The 24716-nt window shown below is 65.0% G+C and carries 25 protein-coding genes; 2 read left to right on the top strand and 23 right to left on the bottom strand.

Annotated features, from left to right (window positions below; all coding sequences use genetic code 11):
* The first annotated feature begins 203 nt into the window (after window positions 1-203).
* Window positions 204-332, top strand: a complete 129-nt coding sequence (locus D3876_RS09970; protein ID WP_119763691.1) for an entericidin A/B family lipoprotein — start codon at window positions 204-206, stop codon at window positions 330-332.
* 51 nt (window positions 333-383) lie between these two features.
* On the opposite strand, the gene tatC is transcribed toward D3876_RS09970, so the two are convergent.
* From tatC to argS, 8 genes are all read right to left on the bottom strand, one after another.
* Window positions 384-1145: a twin-arginine translocase subunit TatC gene (gene tatC / locus D3876_RS09965; RefSeq protein ID WP_119761841.1), complete on the bottom strand. Its 762-nt coding sequence runs from the start codon at window positions 1143-1145 to the stop codon at window positions 384-386.
* Window positions 1142-1558, bottom strand: a complete 417-nt coding sequence (gene tatB, locus D3876_RS09960; RefSeq protein WP_119761840.1) for a Sec-independent protein translocase protein TatB — start codon at window positions 1556-1558, stop codon at window positions 1142-1144. Before tatB ends, tatC begins: the two co-directional genes overlap by 4 nt.
* A gap of 47 nt (window positions 1559-1605) precedes the next feature.
* Window positions 1606-1854 (bottom strand): twin-arginine translocase TatA/TatE family subunit, encoded by a 249-nt coding sequence (locus tag D3876_RS09955; protein ID WP_119761838.1) that lies wholly within the window; start codon window positions 1852-1854, stop codon window positions 1606-1608.
* Between the two features lie 89 nt (window positions 1855-1943).
* Window positions 1944-2522, bottom strand: coding sequence for an SMC-Scp complex subunit ScpB (scpB, locus tag D3876_RS09950; protein ID WP_420801952.1), 579 nt, complete (start codon window positions 2520-2522; stop codon window positions 1944-1946).
* Window positions 2519-3283 carry a segregation and condensation protein A gene (locus D3876_RS09945; RefSeq protein ID WP_119761834.1) on the bottom strand — a complete coding sequence of 255 codons (765 nt, stop codon included), beginning with the start codon at window positions 3281-3283 and terminating at the stop codon, window positions 2519-2521. Before D3876_RS09945 ends, scpB begins: the two co-directional genes overlap by 4 nt.
* Complete coding sequence (gene nagZ, locus D3876_RS09940) at window positions 3280-4284, bottom strand: beta-N-acetylhexosaminidase (protein ID WP_119761832.1); 1005 nt, start codon at window positions 4282-4284, stop codon at window positions 3280-3282. The genes D3876_RS09945 and nagZ overlap by 4 nt, the downstream gene beginning before the upstream one ends.
* Window positions 4285-4413: 129 nt before the next feature.
* The gene (locus D3876_RS09935; RefSeq protein ID WP_119761830.1) at window positions 4414-5163 is read right to left on the bottom strand and encodes an SPOR domain-containing protein; all 750 of its coding nucleotides are present in this window, start codon (window positions 5161-5163) and stop codon (window positions 4414-4416) included.
* A complete protein-coding gene (gene argS / locus D3876_RS09930; RefSeq protein ID WP_119761828.1) occupies window positions 5163-6890 on the bottom strand; it encodes an arginine--tRNA ligase in 1728 nt (575 codons plus the stop codon). Before argS ends, D3876_RS09935 begins: the two co-directional genes overlap by 1 nt.
* A gap of 217 nt (window positions 6891-7107) precedes the next feature.
* On the opposite strand from argS, the gene D3876_RS09925 reads away from it, so the two are divergent.
* Window positions 7108-7401, top strand: coding sequence for a hypothetical protein (locus tag D3876_RS09925; protein ID WP_147417635.1), 294 nt, complete (start codon window positions 7108-7110; stop codon window positions 7399-7401).
* 60 nt (window positions 7402-7461) lie between these two features.
* Here the strand turns inward: D3876_RS09925 and D3876_RS09920 are convergent, their stop codons facing one another.
* From D3876_RS09920 to D3876_RS09850, 15 genes are all read right to left on the bottom strand, one after another.
* Window positions 7462-7929, bottom strand: a complete 468-nt coding sequence (locus D3876_RS09920; RefSeq protein ID WP_119761824.1) for an anthrone oxygenase family protein — start codon at window positions 7927-7929, stop codon at window positions 7462-7464.
* Window positions 7930-7969: 40 nt separating this feature from the next.
* Window positions 7970-9133 (bottom strand): deoxyguanosinetriphosphate triphosphohydrolase, encoded by a 1164-nt coding sequence (locus tag D3876_RS09915; RefSeq protein WP_119761822.1) that lies wholly within the window; start codon window positions 9131-9133, stop codon window positions 7970-7972.
* Window positions 9130-10947 (bottom strand): tetratricopeptide repeat protein, encoded by a 1818-nt coding sequence (locus D3876_RS09910; RefSeq protein WP_147417634.1) that lies wholly within the window; start codon window positions 10945-10947, stop codon window positions 9130-9132. Before D3876_RS09910 ends, D3876_RS09915 begins: the two co-directional genes overlap by 4 nt.
* A 117-nt stretch (window positions 10948-11064) precedes the next feature.
* Entirely contained in the window at window positions 11065-12501 is a 1437-nt protein-coding gene (gene ftsZ / locus D3876_RS09905) for a cell division protein FtsZ (protein ID WP_119761818.1), read from the bottom strand.
* Between the two features lie 140 nt (window positions 12502-12641).
* A complete protein-coding gene (gene ftsA / locus D3876_RS09900) occupies window positions 12642-13904 on the bottom strand; it encodes a cell division protein FtsA (RefSeq protein ID WP_119761816.1) in 1263 nt (420 codons plus the stop codon).
* On the bottom strand, window positions 13885-14865 hold the full coding sequence (locus D3876_RS09895) for a cell division protein FtsQ/DivIB (RefSeq protein WP_119761814.1): 981 nt from the start codon (window positions 14863-14865) through the stop codon (window positions 13885-13887). Before D3876_RS09895 ends, ftsA begins: the two co-directional genes overlap by 20 nt.
* On the bottom strand, window positions 14862-15782 hold the full coding sequence (locus D3876_RS09890; protein WP_119761812.1) for a D-alanine--D-alanine ligase: 921 nt from the start codon (window positions 15780-15782) through the stop codon (window positions 14862-14864). Before D3876_RS09890 ends, D3876_RS09895 begins: the two co-directional genes overlap by 4 nt.
* The gene (gene murB / locus D3876_RS09885; protein WP_119763689.1) at window positions 15779-16681 is read right to left on the bottom strand and encodes a UDP-N-acetylmuramate dehydrogenase; all 903 of its coding nucleotides are present in this window, start codon (window positions 16679-16681) and stop codon (window positions 15779-15781) included. The genes D3876_RS09890 and murB overlap by 4 nt, the downstream gene beginning before the upstream one ends.
* A 130-nt stretch (window positions 16682-16811) precedes the next feature.
* Window positions 16812-17006: a hypothetical protein gene (locus D3876_RS09880; RefSeq protein WP_119761810.1), complete on the bottom strand. Its 195-nt coding sequence runs from the start codon at window positions 17004-17006 to the stop codon at window positions 16812-16814.
* The gene (gene murC, locus D3876_RS09875; RefSeq protein ID WP_119761808.1) at window positions 17003-18421 is read right to left on the bottom strand and encodes a UDP-N-acetylmuramate--L-alanine ligase; all 1419 of its coding nucleotides are present in this window, start codon (window positions 18419-18421) and stop codon (window positions 17003-17005) included. Before murC ends, D3876_RS09880 begins: the two co-directional genes overlap by 4 nt.
* Complete coding sequence (gene murG, locus D3876_RS09870) at window positions 18418-19587, bottom strand: undecaprenyldiphospho-muramoylpentapeptide beta-N-acetylglucosaminyltransferase (RefSeq protein WP_119763687.1); 1170 nt, start codon at window positions 19585-19587, stop codon at window positions 18418-18420. Before murG ends, murC begins: the two co-directional genes overlap by 4 nt.
* Window positions 19584-20813: an FtsW/RodA/SpoVE family cell cycle protein gene (locus D3876_RS09865; RefSeq protein WP_119761806.1), complete on the bottom strand. Its 1230-nt coding sequence runs from the start codon at window positions 20811-20813 to the stop codon at window positions 19584-19586. The genes murG and D3876_RS09865 overlap by 4 nt, the downstream gene beginning before the upstream one ends.
* Window positions 20813-22252, bottom strand: a complete 1440-nt coding sequence (murD, locus tag D3876_RS09860; protein WP_119761804.1) for a UDP-N-acetylmuramoyl-L-alanine--D-glutamate ligase — start codon at window positions 22250-22252, stop codon at window positions 20813-20815. Before murD ends, D3876_RS09865 begins: the two co-directional genes overlap by 1 nt.
* Window positions 22249-23319, bottom strand: a complete 1071-nt coding sequence (gene mraY, locus D3876_RS09855) for a phospho-N-acetylmuramoyl-pentapeptide-transferase (protein WP_119761802.1) — start codon at window positions 23317-23319, stop codon at window positions 22249-22251. Before mraY ends, murD begins: the two co-directional genes overlap by 4 nt.
* On the bottom strand, window positions 23319-24710 hold the full coding sequence (locus tag D3876_RS09850; RefSeq protein ID WP_119761800.1) for a UDP-N-acetylmuramoyl-tripeptide--D-alanyl-D-alanine ligase: 1392 nt from the start codon (window positions 24708-24710) through the stop codon (window positions 23319-23321). Before D3876_RS09850 ends, mraY begins: the two co-directional genes overlap by 1 nt.
* Between the last annotated feature and the right edge of the window lie 6 nt (window positions 24711-24716).

Below are 24716 nucleotides of genomic sequence, written 5' to 3'. Positions count from 1 at the left end.
TGATCTTGGATAGTGACCTTTTGCCCCCCCGCTCTCGCTATCCAAGACAAGGGCCCGGACATGCCAACCCCCTCCCCCCCGGTGGCATGTTCGGGCCTCATTTTATTCCCGTCATCCCGCCTCGTCGTTTCGGAACCGATTCGGCTTTTCGCGCATTGTCCCCCTGAAGGCCGCTAGTGACGCGGCTTCATTCGGAGGACGACATGATCCGCAAATATCTGGCGTTGATGATGATCGCGAGCGGCCTGCTCGTATCTGCGTGCAACACCGTTCAAGGCGCTGGCCAGGACATCAAATCGGTTGGCGAAGCCGGCGAAGACGCGATCGACTGATCGATCGGTCGTAAGTGAAAGGGTCGGCCGCACCTTGCGGGCGGCCCTTTCCTACTTCTCGGGGATAGCGCCTTGACGCGCGCGGCGCTTTTCGGTGATCCAGATCGTCACAAGCGTCATTTCATAGAGCAGCACCAACGGGACGGCGAGCATCAGTTGCGAGACGACGTCGGGCGGCGTGAACACCGCTGCTATGACGAAAGCAACGACGATCATGTAACGCCGGGCACCCACGAGTTGCTGGCGCGTCACGATCCCCGCACGTTCGAGCAGCATCAGCAGCACCGGGGTCAGGAAGGCGATCCCGAAGGCCATGATGAATTGCATGATGAAGGAAAGATAGTTGCCGACTGCCGGCAACGCCTCCTGCTCGATGCCGCCCAGATCCCCCTGGAAGCTCAGCAGGAAGCGCAGCGCCACGGGGACAGCGAAGAAATAGGCAAGCGAGGCGCCCGCAATGAACAAGACCGGCGTCGCGATCAGGAAGGGCAGAAGCGCCTTTTTCTCCTGACGATAGAGTCCGGGCGCAACGAACTGCCAGAGCTGGCTCGCGATCACGGGGAAAGCGACCATCATGGCCGCAAACAGCGCAACCTTGATCTGGACGAAGAACGCCTCGAACACCTGGGTGTAGATAATCTTGCCCTGGCCCGCCGCGACAAGCGGCTGGACGAGAAATGAAAAGATCGGCCGCGCAAAATAGAAGCACACGATGAAGGCGAGCCCAAGTGCCGCCACCGACCAGAGCAGCCGCCGTCTTAATTCGATCAGGTGCTCAAGCAGCGGAGCGCGGGTGTCGTCGATGTCGTTCACTGCGGCGTGTCCGCATCGAGCCCGAAATCGAGCTGGCCCGCAGGCTTCGCCGGCTTCTTCTTCGCCTCAGCCTCGCTCGCGTCCTCGGCGGACGCAGGCGGCGGCGTCATTTCGGGCGCATCGACGATTTCGGGCTGCGGCGTCAACTGTGGCGCACCCTCGTCCGCGGATGGCCCTGGCGGATGCTCACGCATGATGCGCTCGTTTTCCTCACGCCATTTCTTTTCCATTTCCTCGAGTTCTGCCTCGCGCACCATCGTGTCGAAGCCCGCGCGAAAATGGCGCGCTACACCGCGCGCACGGCCAACCCAATGACCAACCGTGCGCATTGCCTTGGGCAGATCCTTGGGGCCGATCACCAGTAGTGCGACGATGGCGCACAGCAGCAATTCAGTCGGGGCGATATCGAACATGCGGGCCCGGTAATCCTACAGGCGCGAAAGCGGGAGGCGTCGTCGGCTCAGTTGGCCGGACGATCCTCGCTCACGGGACGGGCTTCATGCTCCACGGTCGGCTCGACGGTCTTCTGCGTCTCGATTCGCGGCGTGGCGACGGGTTTCGGCGCCTCTTCGTCCTCGCTCATGCCCTTCTTGAAGCTCTTGATGCCCTTTGCGACGTCACCCATCATGTCCGAGAAGCGACCCTTGCCGAAAAGCAGCAAGATAACCACGCCGACCACGAGCCAATGCCAAAGGCTCAGACCACCCATTTATTTTCTCCTCGAAGCACGATTCGCCGAAAGCGACGCGGCGCTTTGCGACAGGATCATGCAAAAACGATGACAATCACCGATCCTATCTAGTCGCTATCGTCGGGGCTTTCCAGTTCAAGCTCTGCGATTGCGAGATCGACCGGATCAAGCAGCCCTGCGGCGCGCAAATCGTCGATGCCGGGCAGGTCGCGCCGGCTCTCAAGCCCGAAATGCGAGAGGAAATCGGGCGTGGTCGCATAGATGAGTGGTCGCCCCGGCACCTCGCGTCGCCCTGCGGGACGTACCCAGCCTGCCTCCATCAACACGTCGAGCGTCCCCTTGGAGATCTGGACGCCGCGAATCGCCTCGATCTCCGCGCGGCTGACGGGTTCGTGATAGGCGATGATCGCCAGCGTCTCGATCCCCGCGCGCGTCAGCTTGCGCGGCTCCTCACGCTCGCGGCGCAGGATGTGCGCCAGATCGGCCGCAGTCTGGAAATGCCAGCGCCCGCCACGCTCGACCAGTTCGATGCCGCGCCCCGCATAGTCTTCCTGCAATTGCGCAAGCGCGGCCTTCACATCGGCTGCAGGGCCGACATGCGATTGGATTTCGGCCAGAGTCAGTGGCTGTTCGGCAGCAAAGAGCGCTGCCTCCACCGCACGCAGCCTGTCGTCGGGAGGGTTCACGATGTGCTCCGGATATAGAGTGGCGCGAAAGCCTCCTCCTGCTTTAGCGCGACGCGCCCCTGCTTGGCGAGTTCAAGCGCCGCAACAAAACTCGATGCAAGCGCCGAGCGCCGTAGCTCCGAACTCAAGCCGTCGGGCAGGAACGTGGCGATCTCGGCCCAGTCGATGCGCTCCCCGATCAGCCGCTCCACGCGGTGCAGCGCCGCTTCGAGCGTCATGACGGGGCGGCGCTGGACCTGGTGCCACGCGGGCTGGGTCCTCGCCTTGACCACACCGTAAGCCGCGATCAGTTCGTAGAGATCGGCCTGCCACAGGCTCTTGCGGATCGTCCTGAGTCCCTCGGGCGCGCCGTGCTGAAAGACGTCGCGCCCCAGCCGGTCGCGGCCAACGAGTCGCGCGCCCGCTTCACGCATCGCGCTCAGTCGCTGAAGACGCAACTGAAGCCTGAGCGCAAGCTCCTCGGGAGAGGGATCGGCCTCGACATCGCGCGGCAGCAAGAGGCAGGATTTGAGATAGGCCAGCCACGCCGCCATCACGAGATAGTCTGCCGCGATCTCGAGCTTGAGCGCCTTGGCCTCGTTCAGAAATTCCAGATATTGCTCGACCAGCGCAAGGATCGAGATTTCGCGCAAATCCACCTTCTGGACGCGCGCGAGCGACAGCAGCAGATCGAGCGGCCCCTCCCAGCTATCCAGGTGAAGCGTCAGCCGTTCTCCACCAAGTTCGGGCGCATCCTCCTCGAAGAACAGCTCGTGATTCATGCATAGGCGAGAAGCGCATCACGCTTCTCGACCAGCGCTGCGAAATCGCCTTTGGGCTCCGCCGCGATTGTCGCCATCGCGCGATCGAGCCGCGCGCGCGATTCAGGCCGGATTTCACCCAGCGAACTGGCGATGTCGACCATCTCGTCCATCCGCCCCCAGCAATCGAGCGCGATGTCACAGCCCGCGGCCACAGCAGCTGCGGCCTTTTCGCCCGCTGACCCGACAAGCGCCTTCATGTCGATATCGTCGGTCATCAGCAGCCCGTCGAAGCCGATGCGGCCGCGGATGATTTCCTCGATCACGATCGGCGAGAGCGTCGCCGGACGCTCGGGATCCCAGGCCTTGTAGACGATGTGCGCGCTCATCCCCATCGGCGCGTCCTTCAATGTGCGGAACGGCGCGATGTCGCTTTCCAGTTCCTCGTCGCTCGCATCGACCACGGGCAGCTTCAGATGGCTGTCGACCAGCGCGCGGCCATGCCCCGGCATATGCTTGACCACGCCGACGCACCCGCCGCGCCTGAGGCCATCGAGCACCGCGCGGCCAAGCGCCGCGACGCGCATCGGATCGCTGCCAAAAGACCGGTCGCCAATCACGTCGCTCGCGCCCGGCTGGCGGACGTCGAGCAACGGCAGGCAATCGACGGTGATCCCGACCTCGGAGAGCGTCAGCGCGATCGCCTCGGCATTGGCGCGCGCCGCCTCGATCGCCGAGGCGGGCGCCTTGTCGTAGAGCGCGCCAAACGGCTCACCCGCGGGAAATTTTGGCCAGACCGGTGACTGCATCCGCGCAACGCGGCCGCCTTCCTGGTCGATCAGGATGGCGAGATCATCGCGCGCTGCGATTGATCGCAGATCGTCGGTAAGCCGCCTGACCTGATCGCGATCAACCACGTTGCGCTTGAACAGGATATAGCCGGCGGGATCAGCTTCCTTGAAGAATCTGCGCTCGTCGTCGGTCAGAACCTCGCCCGACAGCCCGAAAATCACCGGCTTCATTGAAACGCCACCACCTTTTCACCAGCCGTCATGCTGAACTTGTTTCAGCATCTATACGAAAACGCCGACGGTCGCGGAAGCGTCGCATGGACCCTGAAACAAGTTCAGGGTGACGGGAGGGTGATCCCGTCAATTGGCCGCGATGAGACAATTCTCCCCCGCCACCTTCAGCTTGCCGCAAAGCTCGGCCGCCTGTCCACTCGATCCTGCGTTGGCGCGCAGGCGGTACAGCGTGTTTTCGCCAATCTTCACCGGAACGATCGACTTGGGCAGCGCCGCCAGAAACTGAAAACGCTTGGTCATCCGCGTCCACGCAGCATTGGCAACGGCTTCATTGGCATAGGCGCCGAGCTGGATCAGCGAACCTCCGGGGCCGACGCCAACGGGGAGCGGCATCGAGGACCTGGCGGGCAAAGGCGCGGGCAGCTTGCCGCCGTCGGCTACCTTGACCGTTGCGACCGGAGCGGCGGCACGCTCGGTGCGCTGCGCGGGTGTCTTGACCACCTGTCCCTGGACGGGGGCCTCGGGCAGCGCGTTTGTATCGATCTTGCCCGTGGCTTCCGCGCCCTCGCTCGTCGAAAAGCTGGTGTCGCCTTGCCCCTCGACCTTCATCCCGCCGGGCGCTTCGGGCTTGACCTTGTAATTGCCCGCGGGCGCCTGGATCAGCGAACCGTCGCCCTCGGTGCCGCTGTCGCGATTGCTGATCCACGATGCGCCGGCGATCACGATTCCCAGCGCCGCAAGCGCCGCGACGACGCCGCCCACAAGCTTCATCGAGGAGACTGCGGGACGGTCGGCGCCAACATCCTCGACCGCCTCGAGCCAGGGCAACCGGTCCTCGTCGCGAAGGTCCAGTCCCCCGCGCTGCGCATCGCTCATCACTGCATCTCCTCGACGGCGGCTACCCCCATGATCGCCAGCCCGTTGCGGACAATCTGCCCGATCGCGTTGGCAAGGAAAAGCCTTGCGCAGGTCGTCGCCGGATCATTCACCACAAGGAAGCGGCGCTCGGGCGCGTCATTGCCCATGTTCCACAGCGCGTGAAAGGCGGCCGCCAGATCGAACAGGTAGAAGGCGATCCGGTGCGGCTCGCGCGCCGCGGCGGCGCTTTCGACAATGCGCGGGAACTGGGCGGCCAGTTTTACCACCTTGAGCTCTTCAGCATCGAGCAGCGACAGATCGGCGCTCTCGCACACAATGCCCGCTTCGGCCGCCTTGCGGTGCACCGAGCGGATCCGCGCATGTGCATATTGGACATAGAAGACGGGATTGTCCTTCGACGCCTCAACCACCTTGGCGAAATCGAAATCCATCTGCGCGTCGGCCTTGCGCGTCAGCATGGTGAAGCGCACGACGTCCTTGCCGACCTCGTTCACGACATCCGCCAGCGTCACGAAATTGCCCGAACGCTTGGACATCTTGACGGGCTCGCCCGCACGCAGCAGCCGCACCATCTGAACGAGCTTGACGTCGAAACGCGTCTTGCCCTCGGTCAGCGCGGCGACCGCGGCCTGGATGCGCTTGACGGTCCCGGCGTGGTCGGCGCCCCATATGTCGATGAGCTGGTCGGCCGACTGCGCCTTCTGGAAATGATAGGCGAGGTCGGCGCCGAAATAGGTCCAGCTTCCGTCGGATTTCTTGATCGGGCGGTCCTGATCGTCGCCGAACTGCGTCGCGCGGAACAGCGGCAGCTCAACGGGCTCCCAATCCTCGGGAGTCTCCCCCTTGGGCGCATCGAGCACGCCGTCATAGACGAAGCCCTTTTCGCGCAACCACTTTTCGGCGGCCTCGGGCTTGCCCGCGGCCTGAAGCTCGGCCTCGGACGAGAACAGATCGTGATGGATGCCGAGCAGCGCGAGATCGGCCCTGATCATCTCGAGCATCGCGGCGACGGCGCGCGTCCGGAACAGCTTGAGCCAGTCGCTCTCGGGTGCGCCGACATATGTGTCGCCGAATTCGGTCGCGAGCGCCTGTCCCACCGGTACCAGATAGTCGCCCGGATAGAGCCCTTCGGGGATCGCGCCGATATCCTCGCCCAGTGCTTCGCGGTAGCGAAGATGCGTCGAGCGCGCGAGCACATCGACCTGCCCGCCCGCGTCGTTGACATAATATTCGCGGATCACCTTGTTCCCGGCATATTCAAGCAGCGAGGCGAGCGCATCGCCCACCACCGCGCCGCGGCAATGCCCCATATGCATCGGGCCGGTAGGATTTGCCGAAACATATTCGACATTGACGATGTGGCCCGTACCGGTCGTCGAGCGGCCGTAATTCGCGCCATCGTCATCAATTGCCGACAGCTCGCGACGCCAGGTGTCGTCGGTCAGGCGCATGTTGATGAAGCCCGGTCCCGCGACCTCGACCGAGGCGACCTCGTCGATCGCCTCCAGGCCCGCCGCGATCTTCTCGGCCAGTGCGCGCGGATTGGTTGCCGCGGGCTTGGCCAGCACCATCGCCGCGTTGGTCGCCAGATCCCCATGTGAGGCGTCGCGTGGCGGCTCGACCGTCACATTCCTGCGATCGAGATCCCCGGGCAGCTCTCCGGCGGCAACAAGACTGTTGAGCACCGCGTCGATATGCGCGGCGAAACGGGCGTAAAGGGTCACGTTAGCTTTCCGATGACAAGCGGGAACGCGGCGCTGTAGCTTAACGGAACCGCGATTTGAAGCGGGCAGAGCGGCGTCCGCCCCGAGATCACGATTTACATTCCTGCAATCACCGCAACGCGCTTTGCGTTTGTCTATTTTATTGCAGTGCAACATCTTTTCAGGAGAAGGCAAAGCCTCGGGGGACCTGAACGGCATTCAGCAAGGGAGAACCACCATGCGAATGCTGCTTACCATTTCCGCAACCGCCGCCGTTCTGACCGGTGTACCTGCCATTGCCGGCGAGCCCGCCACAACGCGCTTCGAGCATGACGGCTATAGCTATGTCTACAAGACCAGGGAAAGCGCGGGACGCAAGATCATCACCGGCCACCGCTTTCCCGGCAATTCGCCTTTCCGCCTCGTCGTGAACGGCGATCGCGTAAGTGGCATTTCCGACGGCAGGCCCGTCTCGTTCAAGCTGAGCGAGGTCGAGCGTTTCGATTCAGGCGAACAGCTCGCCGTTCGCTGATCGCGCCGCGCCTGATCAAAATAAAAGGGGCTCGTCCGCAACGATGCGGGCGGGCCCGCTTCAAGGCCACCCGATGAAAAGCGCGGTGCTGATGGTGGCCGCGATGGTTCGGACGTGGTTCCACAAGGTCCATTCGCGCACATAACGCTGCCACAGGCCGACGCTTTCTCGTGCGACAGGGTCCGCGCGGTCCAGTGCATTGTTGCGCGGGACATTGGCCCACATCGTCACCCCTAACGTCCCTACGACGTAGAAGAACGACGCCGCCACGATACGCGTTGCGTGCGCGTCGCGCGCAATCAGCGCGTACACCGCCAGTGCCGCGCAGAGCAGCGCGGTCCCGAGAAAGACCGACAGAAAGGCCGAGCGCAGGATGATCTGGTTGATCGCCTGCATCGCCGCCATGCCCTCGACAGGCGGACGGCTGGCCAGCGACTGCATCACGAAGGTCGAAAAGGCAAAGAAGGTGCCCGCGATCAGCGCGCATCCGAGCGCCGCCACAAGCTGTGCGATCGAAAGCCAGTTCATGTCGCTCTCTCCTCTTCAAGCGCCGCGGATACCGCGGATCTCAGAAGCCTTCGGGCAGATCGATCGGTCCCACCAGTTCGCGATAGCGCGCAATCGCATAGCGGTCGGTCATCCCCGCGATGAAATCGGCGATATGGCGGCTGCGACCGGGCTCGTCTGCGGGCAGCGCCGCGCGCCAGCCCTCGGGCAACAACGCGGGATCGGCAGCATAGGCGGCAAACACGCCCGCCACGATCCGCCGCGCGAATTCGGCGGCGGCGAGCTGGCTGGGGTGATGATAGAGATTGGCGTACATGAAGCGCTTCAGCCCACGCTCGGCGTCGCGCATCGCGTCCGAAAAACCCACTAGCGCGCGGCCCGCCGCGCGGACATCATCGACGCTTTCGATGCGCGCGCCGGTGATACGTTGCCGCGTCTCGGCGAGCAGATCGTTGACCATCAGTCCGATCTGCGAGCGGATGAGTTCGGAGCGCAGCCGTGCCGCGCTCGTCCCCTCGCAGCGTGCGGTGACCTCGGTCCAGCCCTGTGCGACCAGTGGCACCTCCATCAACTGATCGAGCGTCAGCAGCCCTGCACGCACCCCGTCGTCGATGTCGTGATTGTCATAGGCGATATCGTCCGCAAGCGCCGCCACCTGCGCTTCCAGCGACGACCAGCCCTGCAGCTCCAGCGGGAACTGGGCATCGGCCTCCGCGAGCGCCCAGCCCGGCGCGAAGATCGGCCCGTTATGCTTGGCAAGCCCCTCAAGCATTTCCCATGACAGGTTGAGCCCGTCCCAGCGCGGATATGGCGTCTCGAGCTTCATCAATGTGCGCAGCGTCTGCGCATTGTGATCGAACCCGCCCGCCTTGAGCATCGCGGCCTCCAGCGCGTCTTCGCCCGCATGGCCAAAGGGCGGGTGGCCGATGTCGTGCGCCAGGCAGAGTGCTTCGGTCAGATCCTCGTTGAGCCCGAGAGCACGCGCGATCGTCCGCCCGATCTGCGCGACTTCAAGGCTGTGCGTGAGCCGTACCCGGAAATGGTCGCCATCGGGGGCCATGAAGACCTGCGTCTTATGGCGCAGCCGACGAAAGGCGATCGAATGGATGATCCGGTCGCGATCGCGCTGGAAGGCATCGCGAGGCCCCCGCGCGGCGCCGCCGTCTTCGGCATGAAGCCGCCCGCGGCTTTGGTCGGCATGGCTGGCATAGCGCGCCAGCGTCATTTTAGCGGAAGCTTCTCGACCGCTTCACCGGCGGCGCTGGTCCAGGCAAAACCCGTCACCTTGGCCTTGCCGAGGAAATCCTGCGCCTGTTTCTGACTGTCGAAGGGGCCGACAAGCAGACGACGCGACGCGCGATAGGATGCGGTCCAGGCGGACTTGCCCTTGAATGCGGCAGGTGCCTTCTTCACCATCTTCTGATAATCGCGCCCAAGTGCCGCCTTGTCGCTGCCCGTCGCGATCTGTGCCCAGATGCGCGAGGGCTCGGTCTTTTTGGGGTCGGGCTTCGCCGCCTTTTTCGGATCTGGCTTTTTGGATTCTGGCTTCTTCGTTTCGGGTTTTTTCGGGTCTACAGCCTTGGCGCCGGGCGCGGGCGGCGCTTCGACGGCCACTGCCCTGCGCGGCGCCGGCACGGGCGGAGGCACGATCACCGCTTCTTCGAGTTCCAGCTTGCCGATGATATCCGCCAGCGTCGGACCAGTTGGCCGTGGAGCTTGAACCGCGGGCGATGGCTGGCTGCCAAGGCGCGAGTCGGGACCCACAGGCGTCGGCGCCGTTACGGCCGCGGCGGCATACGCCGGCACAACCGTTTCCGAACTTGTAACCAGGGGGGCGCCAGAAGGCGGCGGCAGTGCGGTCATCCCCGTCACCAGCACAGGCTTTGCACTGGCGGAAGCCAGCGACTGCTCCGTCCTTGGTGGCGGTGGACCTATGCGTGTGTCGAGCCGCTCCCCGATACGTTTCTGCTGCGCGCGAACCGGGGGCACGATCGTGGTTGCGGTCGGGCTGGGCAGCGCCGCCGCGACGCGCGCCGGTTGTGGCGCGGTGTTGGTCGAAACGACGGGCGACGTCTGTGCCGCGGCAATCGAGGCGAGCTGCTGCGGCTCATTCCGGCCCGGGCGCCTGCGCGGCTCCTTGGACGGCCTGGCCGAAGGCTTCACCGCGGCGTCGGAGACAACCGGTCCGAGCGGTGCGCCCGCGGGGATCAAAGCGCCATCGACTGTTCCGGCTTGCCGTTCCGCCACGTCCGCCTGAGCATAGGTCAAGCCATCGGACCTGCCATCGGAGGGCATCTGGCCATAGTGCACCGCCGCCGCCTTTTGTGCGGGCGACAGCCCGCCCAGCCGTGCGAAGAAATAGCCCATCGGACGCGCGAGATTGCCGGGCATGACCTGCCGCGCAATGCCGTTGGCGCCATCGACATCGCCGTTCATCGCCAGGATAAACGCGCGTGCGCGCCACGCCGCCTTGTCCTGCTTGTAGAGCAGCGGATTGAGCGTCTTGATCGCGGCTTCGCGATCGCCCGAAATCCCCAGCGACAATGCCATGCGGCGCGTCACTTCGGGATCGTCGCCGCGTCGCATCGCCAGCGCATAGTCGCGCTGCGCGTGCTTCTGGTCGCCGCGCAGGTCGTAGGCGAGCCCGCGGTCGCGCGCGACCTCGATCTCGGACACGCCCATGCTGGTCGCCTGATCGAACAGCTTGAGCGCCTCGCGCGGCCTTTCGAGCATCAGCAGCGCCCGCGCGAGCCCGGCCTTCACCCGGCCGTTGCGCGGGTCGATCTCATCGGCGCGCCCGTAAAAGCCGATCGCGCCATTGGGATCGTCGAGCGTCAGCGCGGCATCGCCTGCACCGATCAGCGCGCGCACATTGTGGGTGTCCGCAGCCAGCGTGTTGAGCGCCTCGTTGAGCGCGCGTCCGGCAGCATTTCGGTCGTCGGGCCCGCCTACCTGCGCGAGGGCGGGGAGCGGCAATGTCCAAAGCAGCGCGGTCGCCGCGAGCAGGCGCCATCGTGGGAGGGATACGGCAATTGTCATGACAGGTCGATGCACTGCTTGATCGATGAAGCGCGCGTGAATGGCAAGCCGCCACAACGGCGAAACGGTGCCAACCGGAGATGAGCCGGCGGCACCGTCGCAATTTTCCAGATGCTGTTACTGGTTGTTCTGACGGTTCAGAAATCGCGGGATATCGAGCGGATCGGACTTGCCGCTCGCGTCCTCTTCGTCCCGGCGTGCCGCGCCGCGCGCGATGTTCGACATCCGCTCGAACAGCGTGCCACCGCCCGTCGAGACGCGCGGTGCGCGCTGCTCGTCGTCGCTGGCGCCCAGCCATTCGGGTTTCGCCTGCTCCTCGGGCGCCTCGATCTTGAGATCGAGCGGCTCCTCCGCCACCGGCTCGTCAACGATGCGACCTGCGTCGAGCACCAGCTCGTCGGCCTCAGCCACAACCGCATCATCCTCGAAGCTTACAGCCTCGGCCTCGACCTCGACAGGTTCGGGCGCTTCGAGCACAGGCGCGTGCGCTTCCTCGATCACGGGCTTCACTTCCTCGACCTTCTCTGCCGCCGGCTGGCGCGCGGTCGGGAAGGCGAAGACGCGGGCGGGCTCGGGCTGAGCCGACGCTTCGGCTTCGATGCCCGTCGCCACAACCGAGACGCGGATCTTGCCCTCGAGATCGTTGTTGAACGCCGAGCCCCAGATGATGTTGGCGTCGGGATCGACCAGCTCACGAATATGGTTGGCGGCCTCGTCGACCTCCATCAGGCGCATGTCCTCGCCGCCGGTGATCGAGATGATGACGCCCTTGGCGCCCTTCATGCTCACGCCGTCGAGCAGCGGGTTGGCGATCGCCTTCTCCGCAGCTTCGATCGCACGGCCGTCGCCTTCGGCTTCGCCCGTGCCCATCATCGCTTTGCCCATCTCGCCCATCACCGAACGGACGTCGGCGAAGTCGAGGTTGATCAGGCCGGGCATGACCATCAGGTCGGTGATGCCGCGGACGCCCTGCTGGAGCACCTCATCGGCCATCTGGAACGCTTCCTTGAAGGTCGTGTTCGCATTGGCGATCAGGAAGAGGTTCTGGTTGGGAATGACGATAAGCGTGTCGACATGCTTCTGCAGCTCGGCGATGCCCGCGTCGGCGGACTTCATCCGGCGGTTGCCTTCGAAGCTGAACGGCTTGGTGACGACGCCGACGGTCAGGATCCCCCGATCCCTGGCCGCCTTCGCGATCACAGGCGCAGCGCCCGTACCCGTGCCGCCGCCCATGCCGGCCGCGACGAAGCACATGTGCGCGCCGTCAAGCGCGCGCTCGATCTGCTCGGCGGCTTCTTCAGCGGCTGCACGACCGATCTCGGGCCGCGAACCCGCACCCAACCCTTGAGTGATCTTGAGGCCGAGTTGAATGCGACGTTCCGCGGGCGAGGCGTTGAGCGCCTGCGCGTCGGTGTTTGCCACGAGGAAGTCGACCCCCTGGACCTGGCTCGCCATCATGTTCGCGATCGCGTTGCCGCCCGCTCCGCCGACGCCGATGACACTGATCCGCGGCCGAAGTTCGTCGACTTCGGGCGGCATGAATTCGATGCTCATTTTACTGTCTCCCCAAGCTTCGTCATGGGCGAAGCAGTTGCCCCTGAACACTTGTGCACTACTGGAATCACCGAATCACCTAAAAAGTTAACGCGCAAGCAAAAATTCTTAACTTCTGACTTTTTTACGGCCAGTAACCATCAATATCCCGCCTTAAATGCCGCCATCAGCCGCTCGATCAACCCCGAACCCTGGACACGATGGACCATCTGGTGGGCAGGCACGATGGTCCGAAGATCGGCCGGGTTGCTCGCGGCATATTGGACGAGCCCGGCAAGCGTGCAGAAACCCGGACCGCTGTGCGCGTCGGGCAGGCCGTTGAGCCCGCGCGGACGACCGACCCGGACAGCGCGACCGAGCGCGCCCTGCGCGTAATCGGCGATGCCTTTGAGTTCCGCACCGCCACCCGTCAGCACCACCTGCCGGCCGACAGGCCCGGTGAAACCAAGCTCGTTCAGAGCCTTGCCGATCTCGCCGACCAGATGTTCAAGGCGCTGGCGGATGACCGCGATCAGTTGCGCGCGCGTGATCCGCGCGCTCTCGCTGCTGTCGTCATCGGCCGAGATCGGCGCGACCTCGATCATGTCGTGATTGTCACGCGGCGTCGCGGTCGCCGAGCCGTAGAAGCACTTCATCCGCTCGGCATGATTGCGCCGCGTGCCGAAGGCCGAGGCGATGTCGTCGGTGATATCGGCGGCGCCGAAGGGAATCGAGGTCAGTCCGACAAGCATCCCGCCCGCGAACAATGAGACGTTGGTCACGCCCGCGCCCAGCTCGACCAGCGCGACGCCCAGCTCGCGCTCTTCATCGCTGAGGCACGCCATGCCAGTGGCAACGGGCGAGGCGACGATCGACTTCACTTCCAGATGCGCGCTCCGCACGCACAGATCGAGGTTGCGGACAGGCGAGCCGTCGGCGGCGACGACATGGATGTCGACGCCGAGCCGGTCGGCATGAAGGCCCAGCGGCTTCTTCACGCCGCGCAGGCCGTCGAGCGTGTAGAGCGTCGGCTGCGCGTGCAGCACCATCCGGCCATCGGGATCGATCGAGCTGCGCCCTGCGGCGAGCAGTTCGTTGATGTCCTCCTGCTCGATCCGGTGGCCGCCCAGCTCGACCTCGACCGACGCGATGTCGCTCACCAGTCCGCCCGCCGAAAAGCTGACCCAGACATCCTCGATGTTGGTGCCCGCGATCCGTTCGGCCTGCTCGACCGCCTCGCGCACCGCCTTTTCGGTCGACGGCATGTCGGCGATATAGCCGCGCTTGACGCCCTGGCTCTCGCGCTGGCCAGTGGCGAGCACGTTGAGCTCGCCGCCCTCGCTGCGCTCGGCGATCAGCGCGGAAACCTTCCACGAACCGATATCGAGCGCAGTGATCAGTCCGTCACCCCGTGCTTGTGCCATCCCCGTCTTCCTTCCCCTTGTTCCCCGCGGCATCCCCGTTATCCTTGGCCGCCTCGACCACAGGCGTCCCGCCAGCCGCCACCTTCTTCGCCGCACCCTGCGGCGGCACGCGCACCACGAAACGATCGGGCAGCCGCATGTCGAAGCGCACAAAGCCGCGTCCGAGCAAACGTTCGGTGCCGTCCATCCGCGCAAATTTCACCAGCGCGTCGGCTGCCTCCTTTTCGCCCTCGGGCAGCGCCAGCGTCTCTCCGGACTGGAAGCGCAGATCCCAGCGGCGATTGCCCACCCAGCTCGCGCCCGCCATCATCGGCTTGAGCGACGGCGCCGCCTCCATCAGCGCGGCCAGCGCCTGCGCCTGCCTGTTTGCATCCGCCCCGATCAGCAAGGGCAGGTCGGGCATCGCCTCGATCTTGACGGGCTCCAGCACGACGCCGTCGCGGTCGATCAGGCTGAGCGCGCGCGCATTCTGCCAGATCGCCGCAGGCTTGCGCTCGACGATGTCGACTACCAGCGTGTCGGGAAGGCGGCGTGAAACGCGCGCGTCCTTGATCCAGCCATAGCGCAGCAGGTCGCTGCGCACCTTGTCGAGATCGACGAGCGGCATCGCCATCGAATGCTGGTCGAGCGCGACGGCGTAGACGGTCAGCCGGTCCATCCGGTCGATCCCCATCACCTCGACGCGCTTCACCTCGAAGCCCGCGCGGCCGACCATCTCGGCCAGCGCAACGCCCCCCATCTGGGGCAGCCCCATGAAGGTCGCAGCGGTGCCCGCCAGCCCAATGCCCGTCACAACCACGCCATAGCCGATCCAGCGCTGGATCGTCTCGACGCCGACGGGCAGATGTTCGGCCAGCCGCTCGAGCATCCCCTTCTTCTTGGGCGCAACCTTGCGTCGCCCGGCACCCACCTTGGGCCGCGCGCGCGCGGGCTGGCCGCGGCGGATGGTAGCCGTACTCATAAGGCATCCCTCACGATCCGGTCGCACAGTTCGGCATAGGAAATGCCGCAATATTTCGCCTGCTCGGGCACCAGGCTGAGCGGCGTCATGCCGGGCTGCGTGTTGACCTCGAGCAGGTAGAGACCGTCTATTCCGCGCTCGTCATCCCAGCGGAAATCCGACCGCGACGTGCCCTTGCAACCGAGCAGCCGATGCGCCTGCAGCGCCATATCCATCGCCGCGGCCGCAATATCCTCGGGGATCTCGGCGGGACACATATGTGTGGTCAGGCCATCGGTATATTTGGCGTCGTAATCGTAAAAGCCGGTCTTGGGCTTCAATTCGGTCACGGCGAGCGCGCGGTCGCCCATCACCGCCACGGTAAGCTCGCGCCCGCGAATGAAGGGCTCGGCGAGCAGTCGGTCGAAATGCTTCCACGGCCCCTCGGAATCACGGCCGATCGGCTTACCGTAATTGCCGTCCTCCATGACGATCGCGACGCCAACCGACGACCCCTCGTTGACCGGCTTCAGCACATAGGGCCTTGGCAGAGGATCTGCTTCGTAGAGGCGTTCGCTCTCGACGATCGTGCCTTGGGGCATGCGGATGCCGTGCGGCACCAGTGCCTGCTTGGTCAGTTCCTTGTCGATCGCGATCACCGAGGTGACGAGCCCCGAATGCGTATAGGGGATCTGCATCAGATCGAGCATCCCCTGTACCGTGCCGTCCTCGCCGGGCGTGCCGTGGAGCGCGTTGAAAACGACGTCCGGACGAACCCCGGCAAGCACCTGCGCGACGTTACGATCCATGTCGATCCGCGTGACCTGATGCCCCAGGCTTTCAAGCGCCTCGGCAACCCCATTGCCGCTCGTCAGCGAAACCTCGCGCTCGGAAGACCAGCCGCCCATCAAAACCGCAATGTGCAACCGGTCGCTCACGCCTTAACTCCAATCCGCTGGATTTCCCATTCGAGCGTGATGCCCGACTTCGCCTTCACCCGCCGCCGCACTTCCTCGCCCAGTTCCTCGATTTCCGCCGATGAAGCGCTACCGAGATTGAGCAGAAAATTACAGTGCTTCTCCGATACTTGCGCATCACCAATCTGCAAGCCGCGACATCCGGCCTCGTCGACCAGCCGCCAGGCCTTGTCGCCGGGCGGGTTCTTGAAGGTCGATCCGCCCGTGCGTGAGCGCAGCGGCTGCGATGCCTCGCGTTCGGCGGCGATGCGGTCCATCTCCACGCCAATCTCGCTGGGATCACCGGGGACGCCCTCGAACAGCGCCTCGACAACAATCGCCCCCTCGGGCAGTTCGGAATGGCGATAGGTATATCCCAGCGCTTCGAGCGGCCGCACCTCGACCGTACCGTCGCGGAGCACCAGCGTGGTTTCGACGAGTATATCCGACGCTTCGCGGCCATAGGCGCCCGCGTTCATACGGACCGCGCCGCCGACAGTGCCGGGAATACCACGCAGGAATTCAAGTCCGGCAATCCCCGCATCGCGCGCGCCGCTCGCAACGGTGATCCCCATCGCCGCGCCACCCGCGCGCACCCGGTTTCCCGGTTCGATCGTGACCTTGGCGAAGCTCTTGGGCAACCGCACAACCACGCCGGGCACGCCGCCGTCGCGCACGATCAGGTTCGATCCCACGCCCACGGGCAGTACCGGTAGCGAAGCGTCAAGCGCGGCAAGAAAGCGGCTCAGATCCTCCACGTCCTTCGGACGCACCAGCCATTCGGCGGGCCCGCCAGTGCGAAACCAGATGAAATCAGCGAGGCTCCCTCCGGGAGCAATCGTGCCGCCGAGCGGTGGCAGTATGCTCGATGCAGCCGCCATGGTTGCGCTCATGCAGCACCCCCGCCACGTACCCCAGCGAAGGCCGGGGTCCAGAAGTGGCCGGAACGCGTTGCGTGCGACTCCTGGACCCCGGCCTTCGCCGGGGTACATAGTGCGATCATGTGGGCGCTCACCTTATCCCCCACAGGTTCATCCAGCTCTTCCACAATTCGAGATTGGCCTTCGCCGCCTTCGCGGTGGCCTGCTGCGCGTCGACTGCCTTGTCGAACGCGCCAAGCGCCTGTTGCGCAGCCTTCACCTGCGCCTGCTGCGCGTCGATGGTCTGACGAGACAGATCGAACCAGATTGCGAAGGGATCATTCACGCCGCCACCTCCTGCCGCACATCGCGGATCGCATCGGCTAGCCCGGCGGCCCATTTGGTGATGTCGCCCGCGCCGAGGCAGACCACCATATCGCCATCGCGTGACACCTCGGCGAGCGTCTGCGCCAGCGCGTCGGCACCCGCAATCTCGCTCGCCGCACGGTGGCCGCGCACCTTCAACCCCTCGACCAGCGCCGCCGCGTCGATACCCTCGATCGGCTGCTCGCCCGCGGGATAGACGGGGCTGACATAGACGATGTCGGCATCGTTGAAGGCCTGCTGGAAATCATCCATCAGGTCGCGCAGGCGCGTAAAGCGATGCGGCTGCACCACCGCGATCACGCGACCCGCTACGCCTTCGCGCGCCGCAGACAGCGCCGCCCGGATCTCGACAGGATGGTGCCCGTAATCGTCGATGATGGTGACGCCGTCGACTTCGCCCACGCGCGTGAAGCGTCGCTTGACGCCTCCGAACTTGTGGAACCCCTCCGCGATCTTCGCGTCCTCGATCCCCATTTCAAGCGCGACGCCGATCGCAGCGAGCGCGTTCTGGACATTGTGCCGTCCCGGCATGGGCAACTCGACATTCTCGATCCGGCGCAGGTTGCCGTCGAAATCACGGACCACGACATCGAAACGATTGCCGCCGGGCACCGGCGTCACATTCTCGGCGCGCACGTCGGCCTGAGCTGAAAAGCCATAGGTCACGATCCGCCGGTCGCGGATCTTGGGCAGGATCGCCTGCACCTCGGGATGGTCGAGGCAGAGCAATGCCGCGCCATAGAACGGCACATTCTCGACGAACTCGACAAAGGCCTCCTTGACCGCATCGAAGCTGCCATAATGGTCGAGATGCTCGGGATCGATGTTCGTGACGACCGCGATCGTGCCGTCGAGGCGCAGGAAGCTGCCATCGCTCTCGTCGGCCTCGACGACCATCCAGTCGCCAGCGCCAAGCCGCGCGTTGGACCCATAGGCGTTGATGATCCCGCCATTGATCACCGTCGGATCAAAGCCGCCCGCATCGAGCAGGCAAGCGACCATCGAGGTCGTCGTGGTCTTGCCGTGCGTGCCCGCGATGGCGACCGTCGATTTAAGCCGCATCAGCTCGGCCAGCATCTCGGCGCGGCGTACCACGGGGATGCGACGCTCGAGCGCAGCCTCGACCTCGGGATTGCCGCGCTGGATCGCGGTCGAGGTCACGACGACGCGCGCATCGCCAAGATTCTCGGGCGCGTGCCCGATCGTCACCTTGATGCCGCGCTCGCGCAGCGCCTGCACGACTGCACCCTCGGATGCGTCGGAGCCCTGAACCTTATAGCCGAGATTGTTCATCACGCGCGCAATGCCCGACATGCCGATGCCGCCAATGCCGATGAAGTGGACCGTCCCGATATCGGTGGGCACGCCCCTCATGCGACGGCCCCCTGCCTGCCCATAACAGGCGCTTGCGCCGGACGCATGCGGATCGGCTCGCCGCCCACGGGCTGCGGCCCGAGATTCTCGACAAGGTCGGCAAGATCGCGCGCGGCATTGGGGCGTCCGCAATTCCAGGCGCGCTTCGCGGCATTGGCAAGCGCGCCGGGTTCGAGCGCGAGTTTCTGCATCTGTTTGGCAAGCTCCACGGGCGTGAAGGCGGATTGCTGGATGGCGCGCGCGCCTCCCGCATCGACCATCTCGCGTACGTTATAGGTCTGGTGGTTATCGGTCGCCGAAGGCAGCGGCACGAGGATCGCGGGACGGCCCGCGGCGGTCAGTTCGGCGATCGTCGAGGCGCCCGCGCGCGCGATCACCAGATGCGCCCAGCCCAGCCGCTCGGGCAGGTCGGGCAGATAGGTGGCGAGGTCGGCGGGGATGCCCAGATCGGCATAGGTTGCGCGCACGCGGTCGATATCCTCTACGCGGCATTGCTGCGTCACCTGCAGCCGGCGGCGGAAATTCAGCGGAAGCAGTCCCAGCGCCTCGGGGACAACATCGGATAGGATGGTCGCGCCCTGACTCCCGCCCGTGACAAGTAGCCGAAAGATACCGTCTTCGCTGAGCGCGGGGAATGGCTGGTCGCGCAGCGCCAGCACCTCGTCACGCACCGGATTGCCGAGCAGGTGCGTCTTGTGACGCCAGCCATCCTTCAACCGCTGGATGTCGGGATAGGCGGTGACGATCGCGTCGACCCTGCCCGCGAGGAAACGATTGACGCGGCCGAGCACCGCATTCTGCTCATGCACCGCCGTCGGAATTTTCGCGCTGGTCGCAGCCAGCAGCGCGGGCAGCGCGGGATAGCCGCCAAAGCCGATCACTGCGCTCGGCTCGAAAGTCTCATACAGCCGCGCGGCCATCGCGCGTCCGGCGAGGATCGATCGCCCCGCCTTGAACCAGCCCATGGGCCCACCCGCGAGCCTGCCTGCTGGCAGAACATGCGTCTGTGCGCCGTCGAACAGGCCCGGAATGCGCGCGCCGCGCTCATCGGTGATCAGCGCGACATGATGGCCGCGCGACATCAATTCCCCCGCCAGCGCATGGGCTGGGATCATATGACCGCCCGTACCCCCGGCGGCGAGAACGAAATGACGCACGATCCTCATCGACCGCTCCATTTTACAACATAAGGCGAGCGAAGGAGATAGGGGTTTCGACGCGTAAAGGCGAGCAGCAGCCCGAAGCCGAACGACAATGCGAGCATCGACGATCCGCCATAGCTGATGAAGGGCAGCGTCATGCCCTTGGATGGCGCAAGCTGCGTGTTGACCGCCATGTTGATCATTGCCTGCAATCCGAATTGCGTGGCAAGGCCCGCCGAGGCGAGCAACAGGAACAGATCGTCCTCGTCGAGAAGCTTCACGAACACGCGGACGACGATCAGCACATAAAGCGCGGCGATCGCGAAGCACGCGATCAGCCCGAATTCCTCTCCGATCACCGAGAAGATATAGTCGGTATGCGCCTCGGGAAGGCGGAACTTCATGCTCCCGCCGCCGGGCCCGGTGCCGAGCAGCCCGCCCGCCGTCAGTGTCGCGTGGGACATATCGGTCTGGTAGGTGTCGCCCGTCTGGAAGAGGAAGTCGTTGATGCGGCGCGTCGCGACATCATAGAACAGATAGGCGCTGATCACCGCAGCGACGCCCGCCGCGCCCAGCCAGGCGAGGATGCGCACGCTCAACCCCGAAAGCAGAAGCAGCGTGAGCCAGATTGCGCAGAAAATTACGGTCTGTCCGAAATCGGGCTGACGCATCAGGAACAGCGCCACAAGCGCGGTCCCCAACGCCGAGATCGGCACGACGGGCAAGGTCTTGTCGTGCACGCGGAGCGACAACAGCCATGCCATGCCGACGACGAAACACGGCTTGAGGAATTCTGAAGGCTGGAACTGGGCGATCCCCATCCCGATCCAGCGCCGGGCGCCGTTCACCTCCGCGCCAATCACGGGCACCACCGCAAGGCAGACCGCGAAAATGGCCGCGCCGATCAGCGCGAGCCGCCGCGCCATTTCCTTGGGCATGGCGGACACGATCAGCATCACCGGAACGCTCAGCACAACCCAGGCGAGCTGGCGCCAGAAATAGTGCAGCGCATCGAAACGCGTCGCGCCGTCTGAATAGCGCTCGGCAGCCGCCGGCGAGGCGGCGGCGACCGCGATCAGCCCGATCGAGATCAGCAGCGTCACGCACAGCAGCAGCACCCGGTCGATTTCCCAGAACCAGATGCTCATCGGCGAATGGTTGTCGCGGCCGAAGCGCGAAAGCACCTTGGCCTTTTTCGGCTTTTTCGCCTTGGGGCGCGGAACCTGCACATTGCCGGGAATCGAAGCCATCAGGAAAGCGCCTCCACCGCGACGCGAAAGGCCTCGCCCCGCGCCTCATAATCGCTGAACTGGTCGAAGGACGCACAGGCAGGCGACAGCAGCACCGTCTCCCCTGCGCGCGCCACGTCCGCTGCGCGCGCGACCGCGGTCTTCAGGTCACGGCATTGGCTGACGGCCATGTGCGGCGCCAGCAGCCGCGCATACATCTCGCCCGCCTCGCCGATCGTATAGGCCGCGCGAACATGCCCGAAAAAGGCGGTGCACGCGTCAAGCTCGTCGGTCTTGGCGCGCCCGCCGACGATCCAGTGGATCGCGGGGTAAGCCGCGAGCGCGGGCGCGGTCGAGGTCGGATTGGTCGCCTTGCTGTCATTGACGTAGAGCACGCCATGCTTCTCGGCGACGCGCTCCATACGGTGCGGCAGGCCGGGATAGGTTTCGAGCGCGCGGAAGATCCCCGCATCGTCGATGCCCAGCGCGCGCGCTGTGGCGATTGCTGCGGCAGTATTCTGCGCGTTGTGCGGCCCCTGCAGCGAGGGCCAGCGATCCTGCCCCCGCACATCTGTTGACGACACTTCAACCAGTCGCTCAACCCGCTCGGCCTGAGCTTGTCGAAGGCCTTCGCTTCCTTCTGCCGTGCGGAAAGAAGAAATAAGGGCTTCGACAGGCTCAGCCTGAACGGAATTTTTGAGATCAGCGGCAATTGTGCGCGTTGGTTCGTCTTCGACGGCCACGATCGCAATCTTGTCCTCCGACTGCATCTCAAACAACCGCGCCTTCGACGCGACATACGCCTCGAATCCGTCATAGCGATCGAGATGGTCAGGCGTGATGTTGAGCAGCACCGCCACATCGCAGTCGAGGCTGAAGGTCAGGTCGATCTGGTAGCTCGACAGCTCGAGCACATAGACCCCACCCGCGGACAGCGGCTCCTGGCCAAGGATCGGCAGCCCGATATTGCCGCCCATCCTCGTCGGAATGCCAGCGGTCTCGACGATATGGTGGATCAGCGCGGTCGTCGTCGACTTGCCGTTGGTGCCCGTGATCCCGACCACCTTGTGCGGCGGCAGGCTCGCCCGCGCCTGCGCGAACAGTTCAATGTCACCGATCACCGGTACACCCGCCTCGCGCGCCTTTTGCGCGATCGGGTGGCGGTTGAGCGGCACGCCCGGCGAGACGACGACGCCGTGGAAACCGTCGAGATCGATCGTCAGCGGATCGGCAACGCTCAGAGTACCCGGGCGAAGGCCGGGGTCCAGCGCTTGCTCCGAATCTGGACCCCGGCCTTCGCCGGGGTACATTGCAGCGACTGCCGCGCGCGCCTCCGGCTTGTCGTCCCAAGCAACAACCTCCGCGCCGCTCGCAACAAGCGCGCCAACGGTCGCGAGGCCCGAGCGCGCGAGCCCAAGCACCGCAAATCGTTTGCCCGCAAAGGCTGGGGAGACGATCACCGCAGCTTCAGCGTCGACAGGCCGGCCAATGCCAGCACGATGCTGATGATCCAGAAGCGGATGACGACGGTCGGCTCGGACCATCCCATCTGCTCGAAATGGTGGTGGATCGGCGCCATCTTGAACACGCGCTTGCCCGTCCGCTTGTAGAAGAAGACCTGGATGATCACCGACATGGCTTCCACGACGAACAGCCCGCCGATGATGCCGAGCACGATCTCGTGCTGCGAGGCGACCGCGATCGTCCCCAGCGCCCCGCCCAGCGCAAGGCTGCCGGTGTCGCCCATGAACACCGCGGCGGGCGGCGCATTGAACCACAGGAAGGCGAGGCCTGCGCCGATCATGGCGCCGCACAATATGGTGAGGTCACCCGCACCCGGAATGTGCGGGATGCCCAGATATTCGGCGTACTTCACGTTGCCGACCAGATAGACGATCAGCATGAACGCGAGGCTCGCGATGATCACCGGAAAGGTCGCGAGCCCGTCGAGACCGTCGGTCAGATTCACCGCATTGCCGAACGCCACAATCGTGAAGGCCGCGAAGACGATATAGAACCAGCCGAGATCGAGCGGCGGATAGTTGATGAAGGGCACATAGAGATGCGTGCCGACCTGCGAGATGATCATCCAGCTCGCCAGCCCCGCGATCACGAACTCGCCCGCAAGTCGAACCTTGCCCGAAACGCCTTTGTGGCTGGCTTTGCGGACCTTGTCATAATCGTCGAGAAAGCCGATCGCGCCGAAGCCCAGCGTCACGAAAAGGCACGCCCAGACGAACATGTTGCTGAGGTCCATCCACAACAGCAGCGAGAGCGTGACCGACGTCAGGATCATCAGCCCGCCCATCGTCGGCGTGCCGCGCTTGGCGAGATGCGTCTGCGGCCCGTCGGTGCGGATCGGCTGCCCCTTGCCCTGACGCACGCGCAGCCAGCCGATGAACTTCGGCCCGATGATAAGCCCGATCAGCAGCGCCGTCGCCACCGCGCCACCCGCGCGGAAGCTCAGGTAGCGGATCAGGTTGAGGATACCGGGAAAGCCAAGCTGTTCTGCGATTAAATAGAGCATCAGTCCGTCCTGCCCCCCAGCGCGCCGGAAACCAGAGAGTCGACGACGCGGGAAAGCCCGATTGCATTAGACCCCTTTATGAGGACCGCGTCACCCGGTTCGAGAATTTTGGAAAGTCGCTCAAGCGCGCTTGCGGCGTCGGGCCTGTGCACGAACTCGATCCGGCCTTCAAGCGCCTTTGCAAGCGGGCGCATTTCGTCTCCGATGAGCAGTGCAAAATCGACGTTCGCCGCGGCCAGCGGCTCGACCAGCTCGGCGTGATAGCGGTCGGACTCGCGCCCCAGTTCGCGCATAGACCCCAGCAGCACGATGCGCCGCTCCGCCTCTTCCTTGCCGAGTTGACGAATGGTGGCGGCCATTGACGCCGGATTGGCGTTGTAGCTCTCGTCGATGACGAGCGCGGTTCCGTCCTTCACCGGCACACGGTGGCGCGCACCGCGCCCGGCAAGCCCTTCGAGGTCAGCGAGCGCAAGCCCCGCTTGCGCCAGATCGCCGCCCAGCGCCTCGACCGCGGCGAGCACCGCAAGCGCGTTGGACACCCAATGCTCACCGGGAAAGGCGACGGTGAAACACAATTCGGCGTCGGGGAAGTTCGCGGTGACCAGCGATCCGCCATTGGCTGCGCGCACCACATCGCGCGCGCGCACATCGGCGCCCTCGCCATGCCCGAAGGTCAGGATCTTTGCGGCATATGGCTCGGCGGCGGCGATCAGCCGATCGCGATAAGGACTGTCGAAGGGCACGATCGCCGTGCCCCCCGGCTCGAGGCCCTGAAAGATCTCGCCCTTGGCATCGGCGATCTGTTCGATGCTGTCGAAATAGGCTTGATGCGCCGGCGCTATCGCGGTAACGACCGCGACATGCGGGCGCACCAGCCGCGTCAGCGCGGCCAGTTCGCCGGGCGCGCTCATCCCCATCTCGAAGATGCCGAACTGCGTGTCCTCGGGCATGCGTGCAAGGCTGAGCGGCACGCCCGTGTGATTGTTGTAGCTCTTCACCGAACGATGGACATGGCCGGGAGCGAAGCGATCGAGCGCTGCGAACAAGGCTTCCTTCGTCCCGGTCTTGCCCACCGAACCGGTCACGCCCGCAATTTTCGCGGACGTTCTGGCTCTCGAAGCAACCCCGAGGGCGCCCAGCGCCGCGGTCGTGTCTGCGACGAGAATGTGGGGATAGTCGATCGCCTCGCTGACGATCGCACCGGCCGCGCCGCTGGCGAACGCCTGGTCGATGAAACGGTGGCCGTCGGTCGCCTCGCCTTTCATCGCGATGAAGAGGTCACGCGGCCCGATCTCGCGGCTGTCGAACGCGACCCCTTGAACAGAAAAATCCGCCGAAGCGGATCCCCCCGTCGCTTCCGCGATGGCCTCTGATGTCCAGAGGACGCTCATGCAGCG

Origin of the sequence: Sphingomonas cavernae (assembly GCF_003590775.1) — a bacterium.
Lineage (GTDB): Bacteria > Pseudomonadota > Alphaproteobacteria > Sphingomonadales > Sphingomonadaceae > Sphingobium_A > Sphingobium_A cavernae.
Note: the sequence above shows the minus strand (reverse complement) of the source record. Positions and strands in the feature narration are given on the sequence as shown.

Coding starts and splice junctions, on each gene's coding strand:
- D3876_RS09970 (WP_119763691.1), top strand. CDS start 204: ATGATCCGCAAATATCTGGCGTTGATGATGATCGCGAGCGGCCTGCTC.
- tatB (WP_119761840.1), bottom strand. CDS start 1,558: ATGTTCGATATCGCCCCGACTGAATTGCTGCTGTGCGCCATCGTCGCA.
- D3876_RS09955 (WP_119761838.1), bottom strand. CDS start 1,854: ATGGGTGGTCTGAGCCTTTGGCATTGGCTCGTGGTCGGCGTGGTTATC.
- D3876_RS09945 (WP_119761834.1), bottom strand. CDS start 3,283: ATGAATCACGAGCTGTTCTTCGAGGAGGATGCGCCCGAACTTGGTGGA.
- nagZ (WP_119761832.1), bottom strand. CDS start 4,284: ATGAAGCCGGTGATTTTCGGGCTGTCGGGCGAGGTTCTGACCGACGAC.
- D3876_RS09935 (WP_119761830.1), bottom strand. CDS start 5,163: ATGAGCGATGCGCAGCGCGGGGGACTGGACCTTCGCGACGAGGACCGG.
- D3876_RS09925 (WP_147417635.1), top strand. CDS start 7,108: ATGCGAATGCTGCTTACCATTTCCGCAACCGCCGCCGTTCTGACCGGT.
- D3876_RS09920 (WP_119761824.1), bottom strand. CDS start 7,929: ATGAACTGGCTTTCGATCGCACAGCTTGTGGCGGCGCTCGGATGCGCG.
- D3876_RS09915 (WP_119761822.1), bottom strand. CDS start 9,133: ATGACGCTGGCGCGCTATGCCAGCCATGCCGACCAAAGCCGCGGGCGG.
- D3876_RS09910 (WP_147417634.1), bottom strand. CDS start 10,947: ATGACAATTGCCGTATCCCTCCCACGATGGCGCCTGCTCGCGGCGACC.
- ftsZ (WP_119761818.1), bottom strand. CDS start 12,501: ATGAGCATCGAATTCATGCCGCCCGAAGTCGACGAACTTCGGCCGCGG.
- ftsA (WP_119761816.1), bottom strand. CDS start 13,904: ATGGCACAAGCACGGGGTGACGGACTGATCACTGCGCTCGATATCGGT.
- D3876_RS09895 (WP_119761814.1), bottom strand. CDS start 14,865: ATGAGTACGGCTACCATCCGCCGCGGCCAGCCCGCGCGCGCGCGGCCC.
- murB (WP_119763689.1), bottom strand. CDS start 16,681: ATGGCGGCTGCATCGAGCATACTGCCACCGCTCGGCGGCACGATTGCT.
- murC (WP_119761808.1), bottom strand. CDS start 18,421: ATGAGGGGCGTGCCCACCGATATCGGGACGGTCCACTTCATCGGCATT.
- murG (WP_119763687.1), bottom strand. CDS start 19,587: ATGAGGATCGTGCGTCATTTCGTTCTCGCCGCCGGGGGTACGGGCGGT.
- D3876_RS09865 (WP_119761806.1), bottom strand. CDS start 20,813: ATGGCTTCGATTCCCGGCAATGTGCAGGTTCCGCGCCCCAAGGCGAAA.
- mraY (WP_119761802.1), bottom strand. CDS start 23,319: ATGCTCTATTTAATCGCAGAACAGCTTGGCTTTCCCGGTATCCTCAAC.
- D3876_RS09850 (WP_119761800.1), bottom strand. CDS start 24,710: ATGAGCGTCCTCTGGACATCAGAGGCCATCGCGGAAGCGACGGGGGGA.